Genomic DNA, 17,972 nt, shown 5'->3' on the forward strand with positions numbered 1-17,972 from the left:
TAGAAATTTATTTCTATATTTGGAAAAAGTTTAGATATGCAATCACGCTTAGGCAAATGTTGGTTTAGGGTATTACTTCTTGCAGCTTATATGCTGATCACAGGTTGTAGTAAGAATGATATGCCTTTTCCAAGGTGCATATCTGCTGACTATTTTGGTCCTAAACCTATTGCAGTAAGCGCTCATTTTTCAAGCGACCACGATGCGTTTATTCCAGGAGATGGAGAAGTTATTGATCCTGAAACTGGAGAAATTAATTATGGTTTCCACCATAACCAAGTGGTGAAGTGGAAGGATACCGGACTTGAAACCAATGGAGATAATTTAAAAGTGCGAGTTAATGGTGCATGGACATCTTGGGGTAATAACAATAAGAAAAAATCTGGAGGTAATTATAATTTGCAAGGTTTGGAGCAATTAAGATACGCAACTAAATCTGAAGGCAAGTCAAGTGATAATAGTCTACCTGACTTTCACTTAGTTTGTAATGATTATAAACCTAGCATACAAAAATTTTCAAGTAAGCCTAATCCAAGTTGCACTGTAGATTGCAAGTGCATTAATGAAGATGATAGCGCAAATACAGTATCACGTGGTGCTCCATGTTGGTTTATCAACGGTCATGGTGCTTATCTTCTATTTAAAAGACCCAATGATGATGATCCTAACGAAAGTCTGAAATCTATGCGTAATCCTGAATCTCCTACTGTACATCTAGGTTATAACTCCACAGCTGAGGGCGACAATGGACTTTTTACTTTAGACAGAGATAGCACTAAATTAAAAGACAGAAATTGTGACCCGGTGAAATTAAAAAAGGGATGGAAAATATATGTAAAAATACTAGATAGATATTATCTAGACAATACAGGTGGCTACTCTTTTGAGTTCTTAGGTGGAGTGCAGCAGCCAAGTAGGTCTGGGTTTTTTGATTACATTTATAACTATCTAAAATGTGTATTATTGATTAACGAAAATTGCGAAAAGCATTTTGACAGTAAAGATCCTGCAGCTGCACAAGCTATGTTCGAAAATATAGCTGAAAAAAGTACGAGCTTTCACAATTTTGTTCTTTCCTTGCTTGTTCTATTTGTAATGATTTCATCGCTTCTTTATCTTTTTGGCATGATACGAGAAACTAAGCATGATATGCTCATCAGAATGATGAAAATCACTCTAGTAATAGTGCTTATATCTCCTGGAAGTTTTAGATTTTTCTATGATCATTTTCTCGTTCTATTCGTTAAAGGTCTTGAACAACTGATAAGTATAATTACTAATTTTGCTCCCAACATGAACACCGGAAGTATTGCTCAAGGAGATGAAGCTGCTCGTATTAAGTTGTTTAACTTCATGGAGGGCATGTTCAATAAGTTTTTTGCTTATTCTGTTTGGAAAAAGTTTGCAGCGTTTTTACATTACCAAATGTGGGCAAGCTTACTTATGATACCAGCAATTTTCATAGGGATAGTTTTATATTTCTTGCTGTGCTTATATGCTTACATAATATTTCTCTCTGGTTTTATGGGTATAGCTTTTCTTATAGCTATCATGCCATTGTTCCTGATCTCTATTTTATTTTCACCGCTGAAAAGTCTGTTTGAAGGTTGGATAAAATTCTGCATCAGCTTTTGTTTACAGTCGATTATGATATTTACTCTCTTGTCATTACTGGCTTCCATTATAATGAATACCTTTTATAGGCAGTTAGGTTTTACTGTATGCTACAATAAATGGTTTGAGGTAAGGTTATGTGCTCCAAAATGGGTGTTTGGCGGTTTTTGTATCGTTGATAAGCAGTACTTTGGTTGGACCCCAGGGCAAATTTTCGTACCTTACACTCTTGGAGAAGCTTCTCCGCTGAACGTAGATAAGAACATAGAAGGTATAGAAAAACTAAGCAGAGAAGGTGGTACAATAAAGTTTACTGGCGGCGCTGGATATATCCCTCTTCCACCAGATTACATTAATAAAGGTTTTCGTTATATAGATTATCCTTTCTCTAACCCAGTGCCTGGTACTGAAAAAAATCCAGCAGATCATTATATAGAAGAAAGTGATATAGTAGTTGATGCTGGTTGTAGTGAAAATGAAAAAGATCTAGTGCGTCTAACGAATAGCTTATTACACGCATCAGAAAAGGCTGATATCTTATTGTTGATCAATAGTATAGACAGTAAAATAAGGAGATTTTACTGCAGTTCAGTAGATGAGGAATGCAGCAATCTGGAAATGATACATGATTACAGAAAAGGTATTATTCGACCAAATTTGAAAAGTGAAATAAGGTCTTTAGTGGAAAAGGTGATTAAAAGTGATAAAAGCTGTAAATTGGAAAATTTCTCTGACTTAAATAAAGATTATCAAAATAATAGTGATTACCAAAGGGTGCAAGACATACAGAGAGGTTATTTAATCAATGCAGGGGAAATCTTTATATTATTCTTGCTTTCATTTTTAATGTTCTCTTTACGCGAGTTCGTACAACAAATGGGCTCAAGTATCGCTGGTGGTGGATTCAGCGTTTACAATATATCTAAAATGTATGAGATGCATTCTCCAAGCGCTACTGCACATGGCGACCCAAATGCATCTTTTGTAAGCAAAATCCTATATTCTGGCAAATCAGCAGTGCAAGATGCTATTGGTGGAAGGTTAGATGCTCTAGGTCAGTTCGCTACTGGGCTCCCTAATAGATTAGCTGGGGGTACAGCTAATCTACTGGGTAGGATACCAATAGTTGGAGGTGTACTGAAACACGCCATTGATGTGCCACGTAAATTTGTAGATGCTACTATTGAAGCAACGAAGTTTGCAACATCGCCTGAAAATGATGTTGACAAGCTTGAGGAAAAAATCTACAGGGCGTTTGGAGTTGATAAAGAAGATATTACACATAGAAGGATTGGTAAATATTTAGATTATTATAAAGGATATGTAGGGTCACATTTGGGCTACACAATAGAAGATGCTATGAAGTTTACTTGGGAACATGGCCTTGACTCTATAGGAAAGCATGGCTATGATCATAACCTACTCTATAGAGCAAAAGAATATAGGCGAGATTTCTTAGAGAAGCTTCATGATTACACTATCGGCCGTAAGAGAGAACCAGAAAAAGATAAGCTTGATCAGCCAACAGAAGAAGATAAGCCTAATCAATCAAATGAAGTGACACGAAATTTAGGCACGGAACCAAAAGGTCCAGTTGAAATAGATACTCCAGAAGCTGTAGAAAAACGTGCTGAAAGAGCTAAAAGAAAAAAAGAAAGAGAAGATCGAGAAGGTGAAGTTTATAATCTTAAGCCTTTATTTAAAGAACCAAAAAATCCAGAAAGGAAATTACCGGAACCAATGAAGAAACCAGATGCAAAAGGAGATGAGAAGAGGATTGAAGATGAAGACTAATAAAAATTTCAAAGGCCTTGATTATTATAAATTGCAGCAAGACAAAGATGGCAACATAAAGTTAAATGACTATGATGACATTTTAAATGCTCGTAGGGCAAGAGTTGATATGTTGCTGGATCACACCAAGCAAGATGATCTTAATCTTTCAAAGCTCAATAAAGCTCTTAGTGAGAAACTCGTAGATGATAGAGGGTTATTGTCCGAATTTGATAAGGAAGACAAAGAGATTGCACAAGAAGAACTTAAGGTGTTTAGTATTTTAGAAAGCCTTGAAGACCTTGAAAACGTGAAAAGTGAAGATTTATTAGAGGTTAGCTTATTACTATCAGATCTTAGCTTTATAGAGAGAAATGTTGTACTGAATACCGATCAGAATTCTGATCTCGCAAAGTTTAAAAGTCTATTTATTGAAAAAAAATCATCTGGTGAAGAATATAGTGATGAAGAATGTAAAGATTTCCTCGATGATATAGATAGAATCAATACTATAATTAAGTTAGAGTTAGAAAACAGAATTGAAGGGATCAATCACGATGAAAGAAATGATTATGATGGTTTACAAGATGAGATTGGTCAAGTAATTAATGCAGCAGGCAAATCAGAAAAAAATAACGGATGAGTTTTGTGTTTTTCTTACAAGCGACTCGATGGCTTCTCTCTATTAAACTGCTAAAGCCATATTGACATTAATCATATAGTATTAAATAATTAGTTATTTTGGAGCTTATTTAGTATGCTACGCATCATTGCAGGCAAATATCGCGGAAGAAAAATAACTACAGGTAAGCGTTTAGCTGCACGGCCAACTATGAGTGTTGTCCGAGAAGCAATATTTAGTATACTTTCCTCAAGAAAACCTATTTATAACTTGAATGTACTTGATTTATTCTGCGGAAGTGGCTCTTTTTCATTTGAAGCACTTTCTCGCGGCGCTAAACATGCACTCATGGTGGATTCAGATTATTACAATTTGCAACTGCCTAAAAAAACAGCAGAAGATTTTGGAATTACGAACAATGTCACGCTAATTTGTTGCAGTGCTAACAAATTGCCACAACCTATTTCAAAGTGCGATGTAGTTTTTATAGACCCACCTTACAATAGCAATCTAGTTGAATCAACGTTGAATGGACTAGCTCACTCAGGCTGGTTAAGTAATGATGCATTGATAATTCTGGAAATCAAAAAAGATGAAGATTTTCAATGCAACGAAAATTTTAGTGTAATCTTGGAACGTACTTACGGTATAGCAAGAATAATTTTTCTTTCTCTATTAACTTAAACTTGCATATACCTTTCATTGATGGGTTTCAGTTCTATTTCCGTCAATTTTCCAAAGAAACCACTTTTTCTGTACTTCTCTAGATCAAAATATTTATTAAATTCAGAGTCTATTAAATATTCATGTGCGTCATTAATAAATTGATTTTCTTTTTCTTCGTACTTTATTGCACTACCGTTATCCTTGTAATGAACCAAATGTTCTTTATGATCAGTGTGAATATTTTTATTCTCACAAAGTATTGTAGGATCGTGTTCAAGCACTACATTTCTTCTGAACGTTTCTTTAGTGGATTGATCGTCAAGTTTACCAACAAGTTGTGCTTCTTGTGGAATGACAGTATCGCCTTTCCTACCAACAATTAATACAGGGCATTTCGTATTCTCTACAATTTCCCGTGGATTAAGATCTAATCCGCAACGTCTAAACCAAATGTTCAAGAGCGTCGAGGGAAGCCATTTAACTAAGCTATGAGGAGAATCTTTGACTGTATCCTTAAGTGAACTATAAGAATTGCTGTGAATTAGTGTCAAATGAATACCTTGCTTTTCAAACCTTTTTAAAACTTCTGCTGCAATTCCTCCTCCGAGAGAATTAGTATCCAAAATTATATCGTTTGGATGCACACCTTGTATAAGTAACATGTCTACCATTGCCATTCCAGCTTGAACTAACTTTTCACCATTTGTTAGAAATCCATATAGCGCTACAATTTTCTTTCTTTCCAAGAGGAACTCCACAATATCTTCTATATCTTTATTTTCTCCTAACTCTTGATCGTGAGCTTCTGCATCCACTTCCTTATCGTCACCTACAAGTTCTTTTTTGCAACGCTTTATCCACTCAGGGCTGACTTCATTTTCCAAAAAGCTTTTGATTCTATGTACAACGAACCTTTCCTTAACAAAGTCAAAAAGCATCCATAGGCAAAATACGATAAAACATATGGTAGCCAAAATTGATAGCACTACTGATGCAAAAGCTAACCCTGTAAGTACCTTTTTTGATTTTTGATTCTGGTATGCCAAGTATAACGATACAATAGAAGCAGTGGACAATATAGCAAAACATAACCATAGTGATACTATTCTCCTATTGAATTTTTTTTCTTCAGCATTTAATTCTTTTTGAAAGGATTCTGGATTAACAATTCTAGAGAAATAAGGATAGTCAAAGTAATGCTCAACTACATTAAACTTACTTTCTTGCTTCTTAGGTGCATCTTTATTAAGTGCATTAATCTTAATACAACCAAGTACTCCAAAAAAATTTATCGCATGTTTTGTATTTTCTTTTAGCTCGGTATTACCTTTGGTATGATAAAAAACTCTCATTTTATCGTTAATGAATATTTAGTTATTTTAACATAAAGATTAAAAAAAATCAAGGTGACTTTAGAATATAAGTTATCAAAAAACTAGTATAATAAAAGACCTATAAGAAATTTCCTATGATTCCTTTTAAGCGAGTTTTGAATTTTTGAAATGTCATGACATTGTTGATACGGTTATCAAGAAACGATAAAGTATCCGCAAAATCTTCTGAATAATCATTGATAAAAAAAAGTATCGTACTTAAGTACACTCCAGCTAATATTGCTCTTTTTGTATAGTAGTTAAAATCTGTTGATTGATCATGAATGCCATACCAAATCGCGCTAATAGTTCTGTATAAAAGTTTACTAGAAAAATATGTATTTTTTGGTGATACAGAGAATGATAAAACATTTTTTAAAAGTTCTCTATAATTCGGTAGCTTAGCGTAGTTTGAAAGGCGTATTTGAACAGCTAACTTTACCCGCTCTCGCACTTTCATATCTTCTAAATTGGAATTCCTGAGTTCAGCTTCCATTGAGCTATTTAAGTTCTCTGCTATGTGCTCCAAAGCGCTATATATTCCATTTTGAAATTTGCAAAAGCTATTAGCTAGATTAAGGTCTGTGCAAATTTTTAATAGGGTTTCATCGCTTATCCCTTCAAATGGAATAACCCTAATTAGCTTATCTATTATTAACTTTATTTCATCTTGTTCCACGCAACATTATACTAAACAGCATGTGTGATTGTACCTGAGATTTTCAAACATTCTACAAAATGCTTCACCACGTTCCTCGAAATTTTTCCATTGATCAAAAGAAGCACACGCGGGAGAAAGTAATATAGTTACTTCTTCTGCGCTATTTAAGGCCTCTTCAAAAGCCAATCTGAATGCATCTTCTAGATTGCAACATCTAACATAATCTACTTTATTCTCCATAGTGTTTGCAAAGGCTTCGGTTGATTCCCCAATAAGAAAAGCTTTTCTAATCCTCGTAAAATGCTTGCTTAATGATTCTATTCCACCTTTTTTGCTTCTTCCACCAACGATCCAATTTATGTTTTCATAAGATAAGATCGCCTTTTCGCTCGACTTTGCATTAGTTGCTTTGCTATCGTTCACGAAAAACACATTTCTTATTTTGCCAAGCAGTTCATTCCTATGCCTCAGTCCTGAAAAGGACTTGATTCCATTGATAATAGTGTTGCTATCTACTCCAAGTAGCTTACATACGGCATATGCGGCTGCTATGTTTTCTGCATTTGATATTAGGTTTATTTTCACGTCGCTTACTGATAAGCTATGATTCTCTAGTTTTAACGAGATCTTCTGGATCGGAGTAGCCAAGCACTGGGATGACAAAAGAAGTGGCTGGAATGACAAAGAAGATGACATCGAAGCTGAGATTGGAACTTTGTTTCCAGTGAATTTGTTGAATATGTCAGCAGTAATCTCATTGTCACATCCTATTACGGCAACCTCACTACCGTTTATCAGTTTTAATTTAGTTGCTATGTAGTTCTCCATACTTCCATGCCTATCTATGTGATCTGGTGTAATATTGAGCAGTGCTGAAATGTCCACGTTAATTTCATTCATCAACTCCAATTGAAAAGAGGAAAATTCAATTACATAAATTTCTGCATCTCTTTCTAGATCCAAAACAGGAACGCCTAAATTTCCACCAATAGCTACTTTTTTCCCTGCAGATTTTAATATGTGCCCTATTAGTGATGTAGTGGTTGATTTACCATTTGTTCCTGTGATGCCTATTACCTTCTGGTTCGTAGTTTTAGCTTCAAGAAATAGCTCAATGTCTGATTTTATTTTGCAATCAAATCTCCTTGCAAGTTTTACTATCCAATGTGGCTCTGTTGGCACTCCAGGGCTTAAAACCAATGCACTGATCTCATGCCAATTGTATTCCTTGGGATGAATAAAATTACATTTTTTACACATCATTTTTGCATTTGCTATTTGCTCTTCATGATCATCCCATGCATATATTCTTGCACCACTTTCTATTAGAGCGTTAATGGCGGATAAACCAGTTTTACCAAGACCAAAAACCGCGACGTTTTGATTTTTGTATTTGTTTAGTTGCACTGCTAGATAACTTATGCGAACCATTTTATAAAGATATCGTACAAACTACAACAGACTTCTTGCATAGGTCACAACTGTCATTCAGTAGAAACGAAGAAACTTCCTTGACAAACTCTGCCAGCCCCCTTATCATGAAACTGAAGGTATTCAGTTATCTTCATCTGTGCAGATTAAACAGCAAGAAAACAACGTAGTTGGCGTCTTATTTTTAATTTTTTGCACTATGTGCACCTTATGTCTTCACAACATTTCTGGGTTTTTACCTATATAAGCTGAAACGCGCTTATAAGTCGTTTAAGACAGTATAGTACGCCAATTTGCAGGATTAGAGAGTGACAACTAGCTAACACGGGGTTTCTTTTGCCTTTTTTTCTGCTTAGTAAATTTCTTAAACATTTATGACTAAAGGTTAGTTGCATTAAAAAGCAGCTGAGTCGCGGTTATTAAACGTTTAAAACATAAAAAAACGCCAATACTGAAAATAGACAATGACCAGGGCTTCTTTTGCCTTTTTTTTCGTTTAGTAAATTTCTTAATGTTTGTAGCTAAAGCAATTTAAGAGACCGAAAATGGTGTCATTCCAGCGCGTGACTCTGGAATCTAGTCTTTATTATGCAGCTACTTATTTAAAGTTAAGTTTTCTGGATCCAAGTAGTCAAGCTACTCGGATGACACCTTGACGATTTGAAGAATCGTCATCCCGCTACGTGTTAGCGGGATCTAGAGATACCGTGACGGTATGACGAGGGAGAACAGGCAATGGCGTCAACTTAAGAAAAAATATCAGAGATTGTGTATAAAATTTCTCTCTAAAGTTTTTACCATTAAATTACCCAAAAGCTGCAATAAACAGCACTTTTGTTTCTGTTTTATTTCAACAAAAAAGTTTAAAATGTGTCATTTTTAGGTGAGGCATGCAAAAAGGAAAAGATCTTATCTTACAAATTAAAAATGCAATATACTCGAAAACTTTTCAGAAAATCCATTGTGTTGAGTTTTACACGAACAAGAAAACTTCCTTTGTCGACAGTATTTTCTATAGTTAGTTAAAAAAAGTTTGGAAATAGAATGTGAACTTATGGAGCCATTGACATGTAAAACTCCACCCTCAAAGCAAGCTTTTTCTAAAGCAAGGTATAAATACAGGCTTTCAAGAATTTAAGCATCCAAACAGCCTATCAAGATGAACCTGAGCTGGAGAGGCTATAGACTTATTGCAGCAGATGGTTCTGGTGTGAGATTACCCAGCTCTGAGGAAATTGTATCTGAGTTTGGCCGCTTTAAACCAAATGGAACAACAGGCACCATTGGCAATTTGTTTGTTGATTTGTGTACTTCGCTGATTTGTAGTGCTCGTCTTGCGGCTTGGAATATAGGTGAACAAACGTTGGCGGAAGAGCAATTGCCCGAATCAAATGCGTTCATTAAATCAAATTATTTATCTATGATCGTCTTCAGTAAAATTCATTCAGCAGCATTATGATTTGGAAGTAGATTTTATTTTTCGCTTGCAAAAAAGAAATTATAGCAAGCTATGGGAACAAATTTTATCTGGAGAATTAGATTTTGATTTTATACTAGAAAACAAAAAGCTAGAAAATAAAATGAAAGGACAAAAAGTAAGAGTTATAGCGCTTACGTTAGCCAATGGGGAAACAGAGGACTTCACTTTTTGACCGAGACTTTGGAAGATATCAGCAAAGCTTATGTATTAAGGTGGCATATAGAGGAGTGCTATAAACGACTCAAAATAGGTGCAGAATTAGAGAATTTTTCTGGAATAAATTTAGAGGCTATATTACAAGAATTTTGGGCAAACTTAGTTATGTGTAATATATTATCGCTTCACATGTGTGATGCTCAAGGGCCTTCCCAGACCAAATTACTGAGTATCGTTTAAATTTTTCAGTTTTATTTGGTGTAATGAGGCAGAAACTCTATCAAGTGCTTGTTGCGCCAAAAGATTTTCAAGCCCTTTTTAAGTATACGTGCTAAAGTTAACAGGACAGCCGCAACAAGGTAGATAAGCCCAAACGCCATCATGTCTTTAGGAGAGTTTGCTAATGGAGGCTCTTAAGTTGACTCCATTGACTGTTCTCCCTCGTCATACTGCCGCAGTATCTCTAGATCCCGCTAACACGTAGCGGGATGACGAGCTTATCGTCATGCCACCACGAACCGTCATACCGCCGCGGTATCTCAGCCGCTAACAAGTAGCAGGATGACGGTTGTCATTTAGCTACAAATATTTAAGAAATTTACCAAACGAAAAAAAGGCAAAAGAAGCCCTGGTCATTGTCTATTTTCTGTATTGGCGTTTTTTTAATTCTTAAACACTGCAATTTAGCTGCTTTTAAGTGCAACTCACCTTAGTTCAAATGTTTAAGAAATTTACTAAGCAGAAAAAAAGGCAAAAGAAATCCCGTGTTAGCTAGTTATCACTCTCTAATCCTGCAAATTGGCGTACTATACTGTCTTAAACGACTTATAAGCGCGTTTCAGCTTGTGTAGGTAAAAACCTAGAAATATTGTGAAGACATAAGGTGCACATAGTGCAAAAAATTAAAAATAAGACGCCAACTACGTTGTTTTCTTGCTGTTTAATCTGCACAGATGAAGATAACTGAATACCTTCAGTTTCATGATAAGGGGGCTGGAGAAGGGTGTCAAGGAAGTTTCTTATTTCATTTAAATTGCTTGTAACCTTCTTATACACTCGTCTTTACCAAGAACCACCATGATATCGATGATTCCAGGTGCATCCATTACTCCAGTTATGGGAGCACGTAATGAGTGATATACATCGCTTATTTTCATATCGTGCAATTTTGAAAATAACTTGATCTGAGAAGATAAAAAACCCTTGTTCCAGTCTTCATCACCGATCTTTGACAGAAATGACGCAAGTAACTTGATTATATCAAGGTTAGATTTGATAATTTGACGAGCTTCTTCACTTAAATCAAGTGGTGGATCTTTTATATAAAACTGCGCTAAATCCAGCAGTTCGGTCAAGTAGCTTGCCCTTTTTTTCAGCTCCGTTAGTCCTTGTAATAAATAGCTCTTTTTCTTGTCAGTTAGAGTATTTTCTCTAAGCATTAGAGTCAGAATATCTTCATTGCTCATATTACTAATATAGTGGTTATTCAAATGCTCCAATTTTTTAGAATCAAGCCGTGCAGGTGAACGACCAATACTTTCTAAATTAAACCACTCTATTGCTTGCTCATCGCTAATAATCTCATCGTTGCCATGACTCCAGCCAAGTCTCAGCAAGTAATTACGCATCGCTTTTGGCAATATTCCCATCTTTTCATAATCGCAAACGCTTGTGGCACCATGCCTTTTGGATAGCTTATTCCCATCTTCCCCATGGATAAGCGGCACATGTGCAAAGCGTGGAATGTCAAAATCAAGAGCCTGGTATATTAGCAGCTGTTTAAAGGTATTAGTGAGATGGTCAGAGCCACGTATTACATCAGTTATTCCAGCATCATGATCGTCAACCACTACGGCAAAAATATATGTTGGAGTGTTATCAGAGCGTAAGATCACTATATCATCAAGCTGCTCGCTATTTACTTTGATTTGGCCGTATATTTTATCATCAATGACGATCTCTTGCGAGTCTGGCACTTTAAAGCGGACAACAGGTTTTGCACTTGATGCTAAACTGATACATTTATGCTTATATACTTTTCCTTCCTCTCTTGCTTTTGCCTTTTTTTCTGCAACTTCATCTTCAGGGCAATAACAGAGATACGCCCTACCCTTTCCAACTAAAAGATTTGCAACTTCAATGTGTCTATCTATTCTTTTCGATTGGTATATTATTTCTCCATCATAGCTTATTCTAAGCCATTTCAGCCCATCTGTTATTGCATCAATTGCTTCCTGTGTTGAGCGTTTTCTGTCGGTGTCTTCAATCCTTAGCAAAAACTTACCACCATGATGCTTTGCATAGAGCCAATTAAATAAAGCTGTACGAGCCCCACCAATATGCAAAAACCCTGTTGGTGATGGAGCGAATCTAGTGACTACGTCTGGCATGTTATTGTCACAGTAAAGTATAGGCTATGATACCCAAAATCCACGTTTGTAACAATGTAGAATTTATTTATTCTGAGAGATTAAATTATATTTATTTTCAATAAGTTGTGTTATATAATTTATTATTGGTTAAGTAGTTAGGTAAGTTATGGTTGGATCTACAAATGAGAAAAACACAATAGCAAAATTTCTCGAAGAAAGTAAAGCTAATACCAATGAAATAGCAACATTGCTCTCAGATAATAAAGCTGAAGTCGGTTGGCGTTACACCGGCCCATTTGATAAAACAAAGCAAATAGTGCGGGGAGATAATCTCCTGCATTTAGCTGCAAGAACAGGAAACATTGACAGCTTTTTATTTATTTTCAAGAAAAGTGTTGGAAAAGATGTTTATTTGTTAGAGTACAATGAAGATCATGAAAATCCATTTCATATAGCAGCAAAGATGGGAATATTACTAAGTGTAGTAAAAGGAGTATTTGAGCATTTGGAATCTGAAAAAACTAACCCAAGGTTAGATTCGGAAAAATTAGAAAATGTCAAAAGTTATATTAAAGATGCATTGTCTAATAGATGTGCGTTAGATAAATCTAAAAAGACTCCTCTTGATTGGGTTAGTAAAACAGTTAAGAAGGAGGTAAGAAAAATCGCAGGCATAAAAGACAGTCTTATATGTAATCAGAAGGTTTGCCTGTGCTTATATATAGTAGGAGCTATAGCTTGTATTGCTGCTTTGTGTCTTTCTTTATACTTTTTATTTTTAGTTTCTCAGTCTCTTGCATTGGCTTCGATGGCTGGAATAATTTCTGGTGGGGCTGCGTATCTGTCAGGCAAAGTGTGTAGTGAGATATATGACTTGCATGACGTGAGCACTCCAGTGGAAACTTTTAGTGGTCCGGATCTTGCAAGGGTAGCTGGTGGTGGCTAATATATAACAAAGAGAAAATCACCTGCAGGCAATGATATAGAAATTTACTTTTCCAGCTTAGGAAAGTATACTTATACGATGACAGAAAAGAAGTACAGTAAGATTTTAATAGCAAACAGAGGGGAGATTGCCTGCAGGATTATCAGAACTGCTCATAGGATGGGTATATCTTGTGTGTGCGTATATTCGGATGCAGATGTAAATTCTGTGCATGTAAGGCAAGCAGATGAGTCGAGGTATATTGGCCCTTCGCCATCTTGCCTTAGTTATTTAAACATTGAAAAAATATGCGAGGTAGCAGTTGAAACAGGTGCGCAGGCAGTTCATCCTGGCTATGGTTTTTTAGCAGAGAATCCAGATTTTCCACGTGCTCTGCAAAAACACAATATAGACTTCATCGGTCCCAGTGCAGAAACAATAGAAGTTACAGCCAACAAAATAACAGCAAAAGAAGCGGCAAGAAAAGCTGGAGTGAATGTAGTGCCAGGATATATGGGTAAGATCAGCGATGCTGCCCATGCAGCTCAAGTTGCTGAAGAGATCGGTTTTCCCGTTATGCTTAAAGCTGCATCAGGCGGTGGTGGCAAAGGAATGCGAGTTGTAAATTCCAAAAAAGAAGTTGAACTAGCATTTACATCAGCAACAAATGAAGCAGAGAAAAGTTTTAAGGATGGCAGTATCTTTATAGAGAAATATATAGAACTACCAAGACATATTGAAATACAAATCATAGCAGATAAATATGGCAATATAGTGTGTCTTGGAGAAAGAGAATGCTCGATACAAAGGAATAACCAGAAGATAATAGAAGAAACGCCAAGTCCATTCATTAGTGAAGAAGTAAGACAAAAAATGTATGTCCAATGTGTTTCTCTGGCAAAGCAAGTTGGCTATTTTTCAGCAGGCACTGTTGAATTCGTTGTAGATAAAGACCAAAACTTCTATTTTCTTGAGGTAAATACGAGATTGCAAGTTGAGCATCCAGTAACAGAATTTATAACTGGAATAGACATAGTAGAAGAAATGATTAGAACTTCCTGTGGAGAAAAATTGAGATTCAATCAGGATGATATTAAACTTACTGGTTCTGCAATAGAAAGTAGAATTTGCGCTGAAGACCCATCGAAGAAATTTTTCCCTTCCAGCGGAAGAATAAAATATTACGATAAACCAGGTGGAAATGATTATGTAAGAATAGATGATGGAGTAGCTAGCGGTTCAGAAATTAGCACGTTCTATGACTCAATGATTGCAAAAGTTATAACATATGGAAAAGATAGAGTAGAAGCGATCAGCAGAATGCAAAAAGCATTGTCTGAATGCTATATAGAAGGAGTAACAAATAATATAGAATTTCTAGAATCCATCTTCCATCACCCAAATTTTATCGCAGCAAAGCTCCATACGAGATTCATTCCAGATCATTACCCTAGTGGGTTTCACGGCGATTTTGTTACAGAGGAGTATATTAAAATATTTATTTTCACTGCGTTATATGTTCATTTGGAAAATGAAGAAAGGTACCATCATAAAGCAGTGAATGAAACATCTCAGGTGTCATTCCAGTGCGTGACACTGGAATCTAGTAAAAAAGAAGGGGCACCAGTATCAGCTACTCGGATGGCAGGTGACCGTGCAAGAGATTTATTCATAGTGAATATAAATGACAATGAGTACTCCGTAAGTGCAAGATACCAAGATAATATATTAATAACAGTATATAATCACAATAAATACCCCGTTATAGGCAAGTGGAAATCAAGTTATAGGTTGCTAAACATCACGATTAATGATGATACAGATATAACACTTAAAGTAGAAAAACAAGGCAGCAAATACTTCATAAGACATGCAGGCATGAAAGCTGAGTGTTGTATATTTAAGCCTCATGTAGCTGAATTAAGTAGGTTAATGCTAAATAATGAAACAGAAGGGATTTCAGTAGATGCTGTAAAATCCCCAATATCTGGCTTATTAGTTAAGTTGCACGTAAATATAGGAGATCAGGTGGAAATAGGACAACCTTTATTTGTGGTGGAGGCAATGAAAATGGAAAATATTATATGCGCTGAAGCAGCAATGGTGATAAAAAATATTCCCGTTCAAGAAGGAAAAAATGTGCAGATTGGTGATGTAGTCTGCTTTCTTAAATAACACAAGAAGTATAAACTTGACCCAAACAAGATAAATGAAAACACTTGATGAGCTATGGCAATGGCTATTGGTATGTGCAATAATAGAGTAATTACACCCAAAATGATCTGAATGATAACGGAGAGCAGCATAATATATACCGGTTTTACGCTAGCATTTTTTACTGTGAGTATTACTACCAAAGCTAGTATTAGCAATGCCAGTGCTCGATGTATAAATTGCACTGTCGCTCTGTTCTCAAAGATATTCAGCCATATAGGGTGTAAGAAAAATAAATCTTCTGGAACGATTTGTCCGTCCATTAGTGGAAAGGTATTGTAAATCAAACCAGCATTTAATCCCGCAACAAATGCGCCGAAAATTATTTGTATAGCAACTAGAATCAGAATAAGTATTGTGTAATATATACTACTGTTAGTAGATTGAAATCCTGTCATCCCAGTGCCCAGACACTGGGATCCAGGAAACTTAACTTTAAATAAACATGCCAAGCGGCTGCATAATAAAAGCTGGATCCCAGTGTCAAGCACTGGGATGACATCTTTCTTGGTGAAAGTTACTCTTATATCGCAATGTTCGTGCAATTGCGTGCGTGACGCTGGGATCCATATCTGATAATCAAAAAATTGATATGACAATAATGCAAAGACAATTAATGCTAATAATAAGTGAAGTGCAAGCCTATAGTGGCTAACATGAGGTTCAGTTACTAAACCACTTTTAACCATATACCAACCAGCAAAAGCTTGTAAAGCTCCAAATAATAATGCCATAAATAGCCTTATTGCTACCTTTTTAGATATTTTTCTTCTTAATGTAAAATATATAAATGGCAGGACAAAAACTAAACCTGTTAGTCTTGCAACCAATCTGTGTACATATTCTATTAAGTATATAGCCTGAAATTCCTCCATACTCATACCATAGTTGAATGCTTTATACTCAGGTGTAGTTTCATATTTTAATTTTTCTTGTAGCCAATCTTGTCCACTCAGTGGTGGCAATGTTCCAGTGATGGGTTTCCACTCCGTGATTGACAATCCTGCTTTTGAAAGTCTGGTAAATCCACCAATCCCCACCATGAGAATTACCATAATACAGCAGAGAAAAAGCCAAATAGCTACAGGTTTTGATTCCATAAACCATGCTGAGTTTTGTTCCATCGCTCAGGGTAAAGAATAAATTCCCACAAGGCAAGAAAAGCTGCAACACTATGTAGCAGACTGTAGACCGGAAAAAATATCGATACTATATAAAAATAAAAAGGCATCTTTTGCTGTTTGACAGCTATTACCAAAAGAATCAGGTTAGTAACGTATACCACTACAAAGTAGTACAAAAATAATTCATTTAAAACTTTAGTTAATATCAATGAAAGCAGTAAAAATGGAGTAGTAAAAAATATAAAAGCTGCAGAGCCAATAAAAAGATTCAATAGCAAAATTCCCTTAAATCCAGTGTGTTTATAAAGAGACTTTATATTTTTTAAATGAACAATATAAGTTTGCATATAGCCTTTGATCCAGCGCGCTCTTTGCTTAATCCAAGCAAATACAGCAATTGGTGACTCTTCCAATGTTTCTGAGTCAATCATCCTGGTTTTATATCCCATTTGTGCAAGTCTCAAACCAAGGTCAGCATCTTCGGTAACACTATAAGCATCCCAGAAAAACAATTTTTTTAGAATTTTTACTGAAAAATGATTACTGCTACCACCCAAAGGCATTGGCATGTTCATTTTTTGGAATCCAGGCAATAAGTATTGAAACCAGTTCATATACTCCAGAGAAAAGGATTTTGTGAGAAAATTATAATCACAATTATAGTAATTTAATTTCGCCTGTACACAGGCAAGCTTATCGTCGCCCTTATCAAATTCAATCAGTGCTTTTTTTAACTGCAATGGGTCTGGTTTATCGTCCGCATCATATATTACTGCATACTTTCCTCTAGCAAAGCTCATAGCATAATTGCATGACTTGGCTTTTGTTCTAGGCAAAGAATGAGGCACTTTTATTACTTCAAAATACTGTGGTAAAGTGTACTTTTCTATAGCTGCTAGCGTTTCCTGGTCATCACTTTCTACCTGAAGCTTCACATCTAATTTCGATTTTGGATAATCCAAACTTTCAATGCTTTCGATCAATTGCTCTATCACTGCACTTTCTTTAAAAGCAGGCAATAAAATAGTATATATAGGAAAATCTTCTTCATTCAGCTTACTATAATCCACTTTTTGGTTGGAGGTTTCACATAAGTTAAAAATTGTAGCTATAAACTTGAATAAATAACTAGCACATCCGATTATAAATATCAACATCAAAGCAAAATATGTATATTTCTCTGTTAGTGTTAAAATTGAAGTTACAATAAAGAAAGAAGCAAAAAATATTGAGCTTAGTTTAATGCTTTTAGCTGAAAAATTAGCATTCTTGTAATATAAGTAGTTGCTTGCAAATTCTGAAATACCAAAGTGCGAGTTAAGAAGATTTAAAATCTGTTCGCTATCCACTTTTATTAATACATAGTCAATACCGTAATGAGCTTCGACCCAACGGTTGATATCTCGGCTTGTGTCTTCAACCATAAAAAAAGTAGTATCATTTAATTTTTGCCAAGGAATCATATTAAATTTATAGTAAAAAAGTTTCTCTGGCTCTTTGCACAAACTAGAATCAAACTTAATTTTTTCTACATTATCAGCTTGAAGTATAGGCAATTCTT

At 35.5% G+C, this 17,972-nt stretch carries 11 protein-coding genes and 1 pseudogene; 6 read left to right on the plus strand and 6 right to left on the minus strand.

Features of this window, described 5'->3' with window-relative positions:
- The first annotated feature begins 36 nt into the window (after window positions 1-36).
- From ACE38O_RS04390 to rsmD, 3 genes are all read left to right on the plus strand, one after another.
- Entirely contained in the window at window positions 37-3,408 is a 3,372-nt protein-coding gene (locus tag ACE38O_RS04390) for a type IV secretion system protein (protein ID WP_374698374.1), read from the plus strand.
- Window positions 3,398-4,030: a hypothetical protein gene (locus ACE38O_RS04395; RefSeq protein WP_374698375.1), complete on the plus strand. Its 633-nt coding sequence runs from the start codon at window positions 3,398-3,400 to the stop codon at window positions 4,028-4,030. Before ACE38O_RS04390 ends, ACE38O_RS04395 begins: the two co-directional genes overlap by 11 nt.
- Before the next feature lie 114 nt (window positions 4,031-4,144).
- Window positions 4,145-4,693, plus strand: coding sequence for a 16S rRNA (guanine(966)-N(2))-methyltransferase RsmD (gene rsmD, locus ACE38O_RS04400; protein ID WP_374698376.1), 549 nt, complete (start codon window positions 4,145-4,147; stop codon window positions 4,691-4,693).
- Here rsmD and ACE38O_RS04405 read toward each other — a convergent pair.
- The 3 genes from ACE38O_RS04405 to murD form a co-directional block, all read right to left on the minus strand.
- The gene (locus ACE38O_RS04405; protein ID WP_374698377.1) at window positions 4,690-6,027 is read right to left on the minus strand and encodes a hypothetical protein; all 1,338 of its coding nucleotides are present in this window, start codon (window positions 6,025-6,027) and stop codon (window positions 4,690-4,692) included. The two genes, rsmD and ACE38O_RS04405, sit on opposite strands and share 4 nt — an antisense overlap.
- A 100-nt stretch (window positions 6,028-6,127) precedes the next feature.
- A complete protein-coding gene (locus ACE38O_RS04410; protein ID WP_374698378.1) occupies window positions 6,128-6,727 on the minus strand; it encodes a COQ9 family protein in 600 nt (199 codons plus the stop codon).
- A gap of 6 nt (window positions 6,728-6,733) precedes the next feature.
- Entirely contained in the window at window positions 6,734-8,140 is a 1,407-nt protein-coding gene (murD, locus tag ACE38O_RS04415; RefSeq protein ID WP_374698379.1) for a UDP-N-acetylmuramoyl-L-alanine--D-glutamate ligase, read from the minus strand.
- An 890-nt stretch (window positions 8,141-9,030) separates the two neighbouring features.
- Between murD and ACE38O_RS04420 the strand changes: the two are divergent.
- Window positions 9,031-10,180 (plus strand): annotated as a pseudogene (locus tag ACE38O_RS04420) (IS4 family transposase).
- A 624-nt stretch (window positions 10,181-10,804) separates the two neighbouring features.
- On the opposite strand, the gene gltX reads toward ACE38O_RS04420, so the two are convergent.
- Window positions 10,805-12,166 carry a glutamate--tRNA ligase gene (gene gltX / locus ACE38O_RS04425; RefSeq protein ID WP_374698380.1) on the minus strand — a complete coding sequence of 454 codons (1,362 nt, stop codon included), beginning with the start codon at window positions 12,164-12,166 and terminating at the stop codon, window positions 10,805-10,807.
- Window positions 12,167-12,314: 148 nt separating this feature from the next.
- On the opposite strand from gltX, the gene ACE38O_RS04430 reads away from it, so the two are divergent.
- Both ACE38O_RS04430 and ACE38O_RS04435 read left to right on the plus strand, forming a co-directional pair.
- Window positions 12,315-13,094 carry a hypothetical protein gene (locus tag ACE38O_RS04430; protein ID WP_374698381.1) on the plus strand — a complete coding sequence of 260 codons (780 nt, stop codon included), beginning with the start codon at window positions 12,315-12,317 and terminating at the stop codon, window positions 13,092-13,094.
- A gap of 78 nt (window positions 13,095-13,172) precedes the next feature.
- Window positions 13,173-15,248: an acetyl-CoA carboxylase biotin carboxylase subunit gene (locus ACE38O_RS04435; protein ID WP_374698382.1), complete on the plus strand. Its 2,076-nt coding sequence runs from the start codon at window positions 13,173-13,175 to the stop codon at window positions 15,246-15,248.
- Here the strand turns inward: ACE38O_RS04435 and ACE38O_RS06105 are convergent.
- Both ACE38O_RS06105 and ACE38O_RS04455 read right to left on the minus strand, forming a co-directional pair.
- Window positions 15,197-16,387 (minus strand): COX15/CtaA family protein, encoded by a 1,191-nt coding sequence (locus ACE38O_RS06105; protein WP_410542001.1) that lies wholly within the window; start codon window positions 16,385-16,387, stop codon window positions 15,197-15,199. The genes ACE38O_RS04435 and ACE38O_RS06105 overlap by 52 nt on opposite strands.
- Window positions 16,369-17,967: a glycosyltransferase family 2 protein gene (locus ACE38O_RS04455; RefSeq protein ID WP_374699086.1), complete on the minus strand. Its 1,599-nt coding sequence runs from the start codon at window positions 17,965-17,967 to the stop codon at window positions 16,369-16,371. Before ACE38O_RS04455 ends, ACE38O_RS06105 begins: the two co-directional genes overlap by 19 nt.
- Window positions 17,968-17,972: the final 5 nt, after the last annotated feature.

The sequence above is a fragment of the Wolbachia endosymbiont (group B) of Limnophora tigrina genome (genome assembly GCF_964263235.1).
Classification (GTDB): Bacteria; Pseudomonadota; Alphaproteobacteria; order Rickettsiales; family Anaplasmataceae; genus Wolbachia.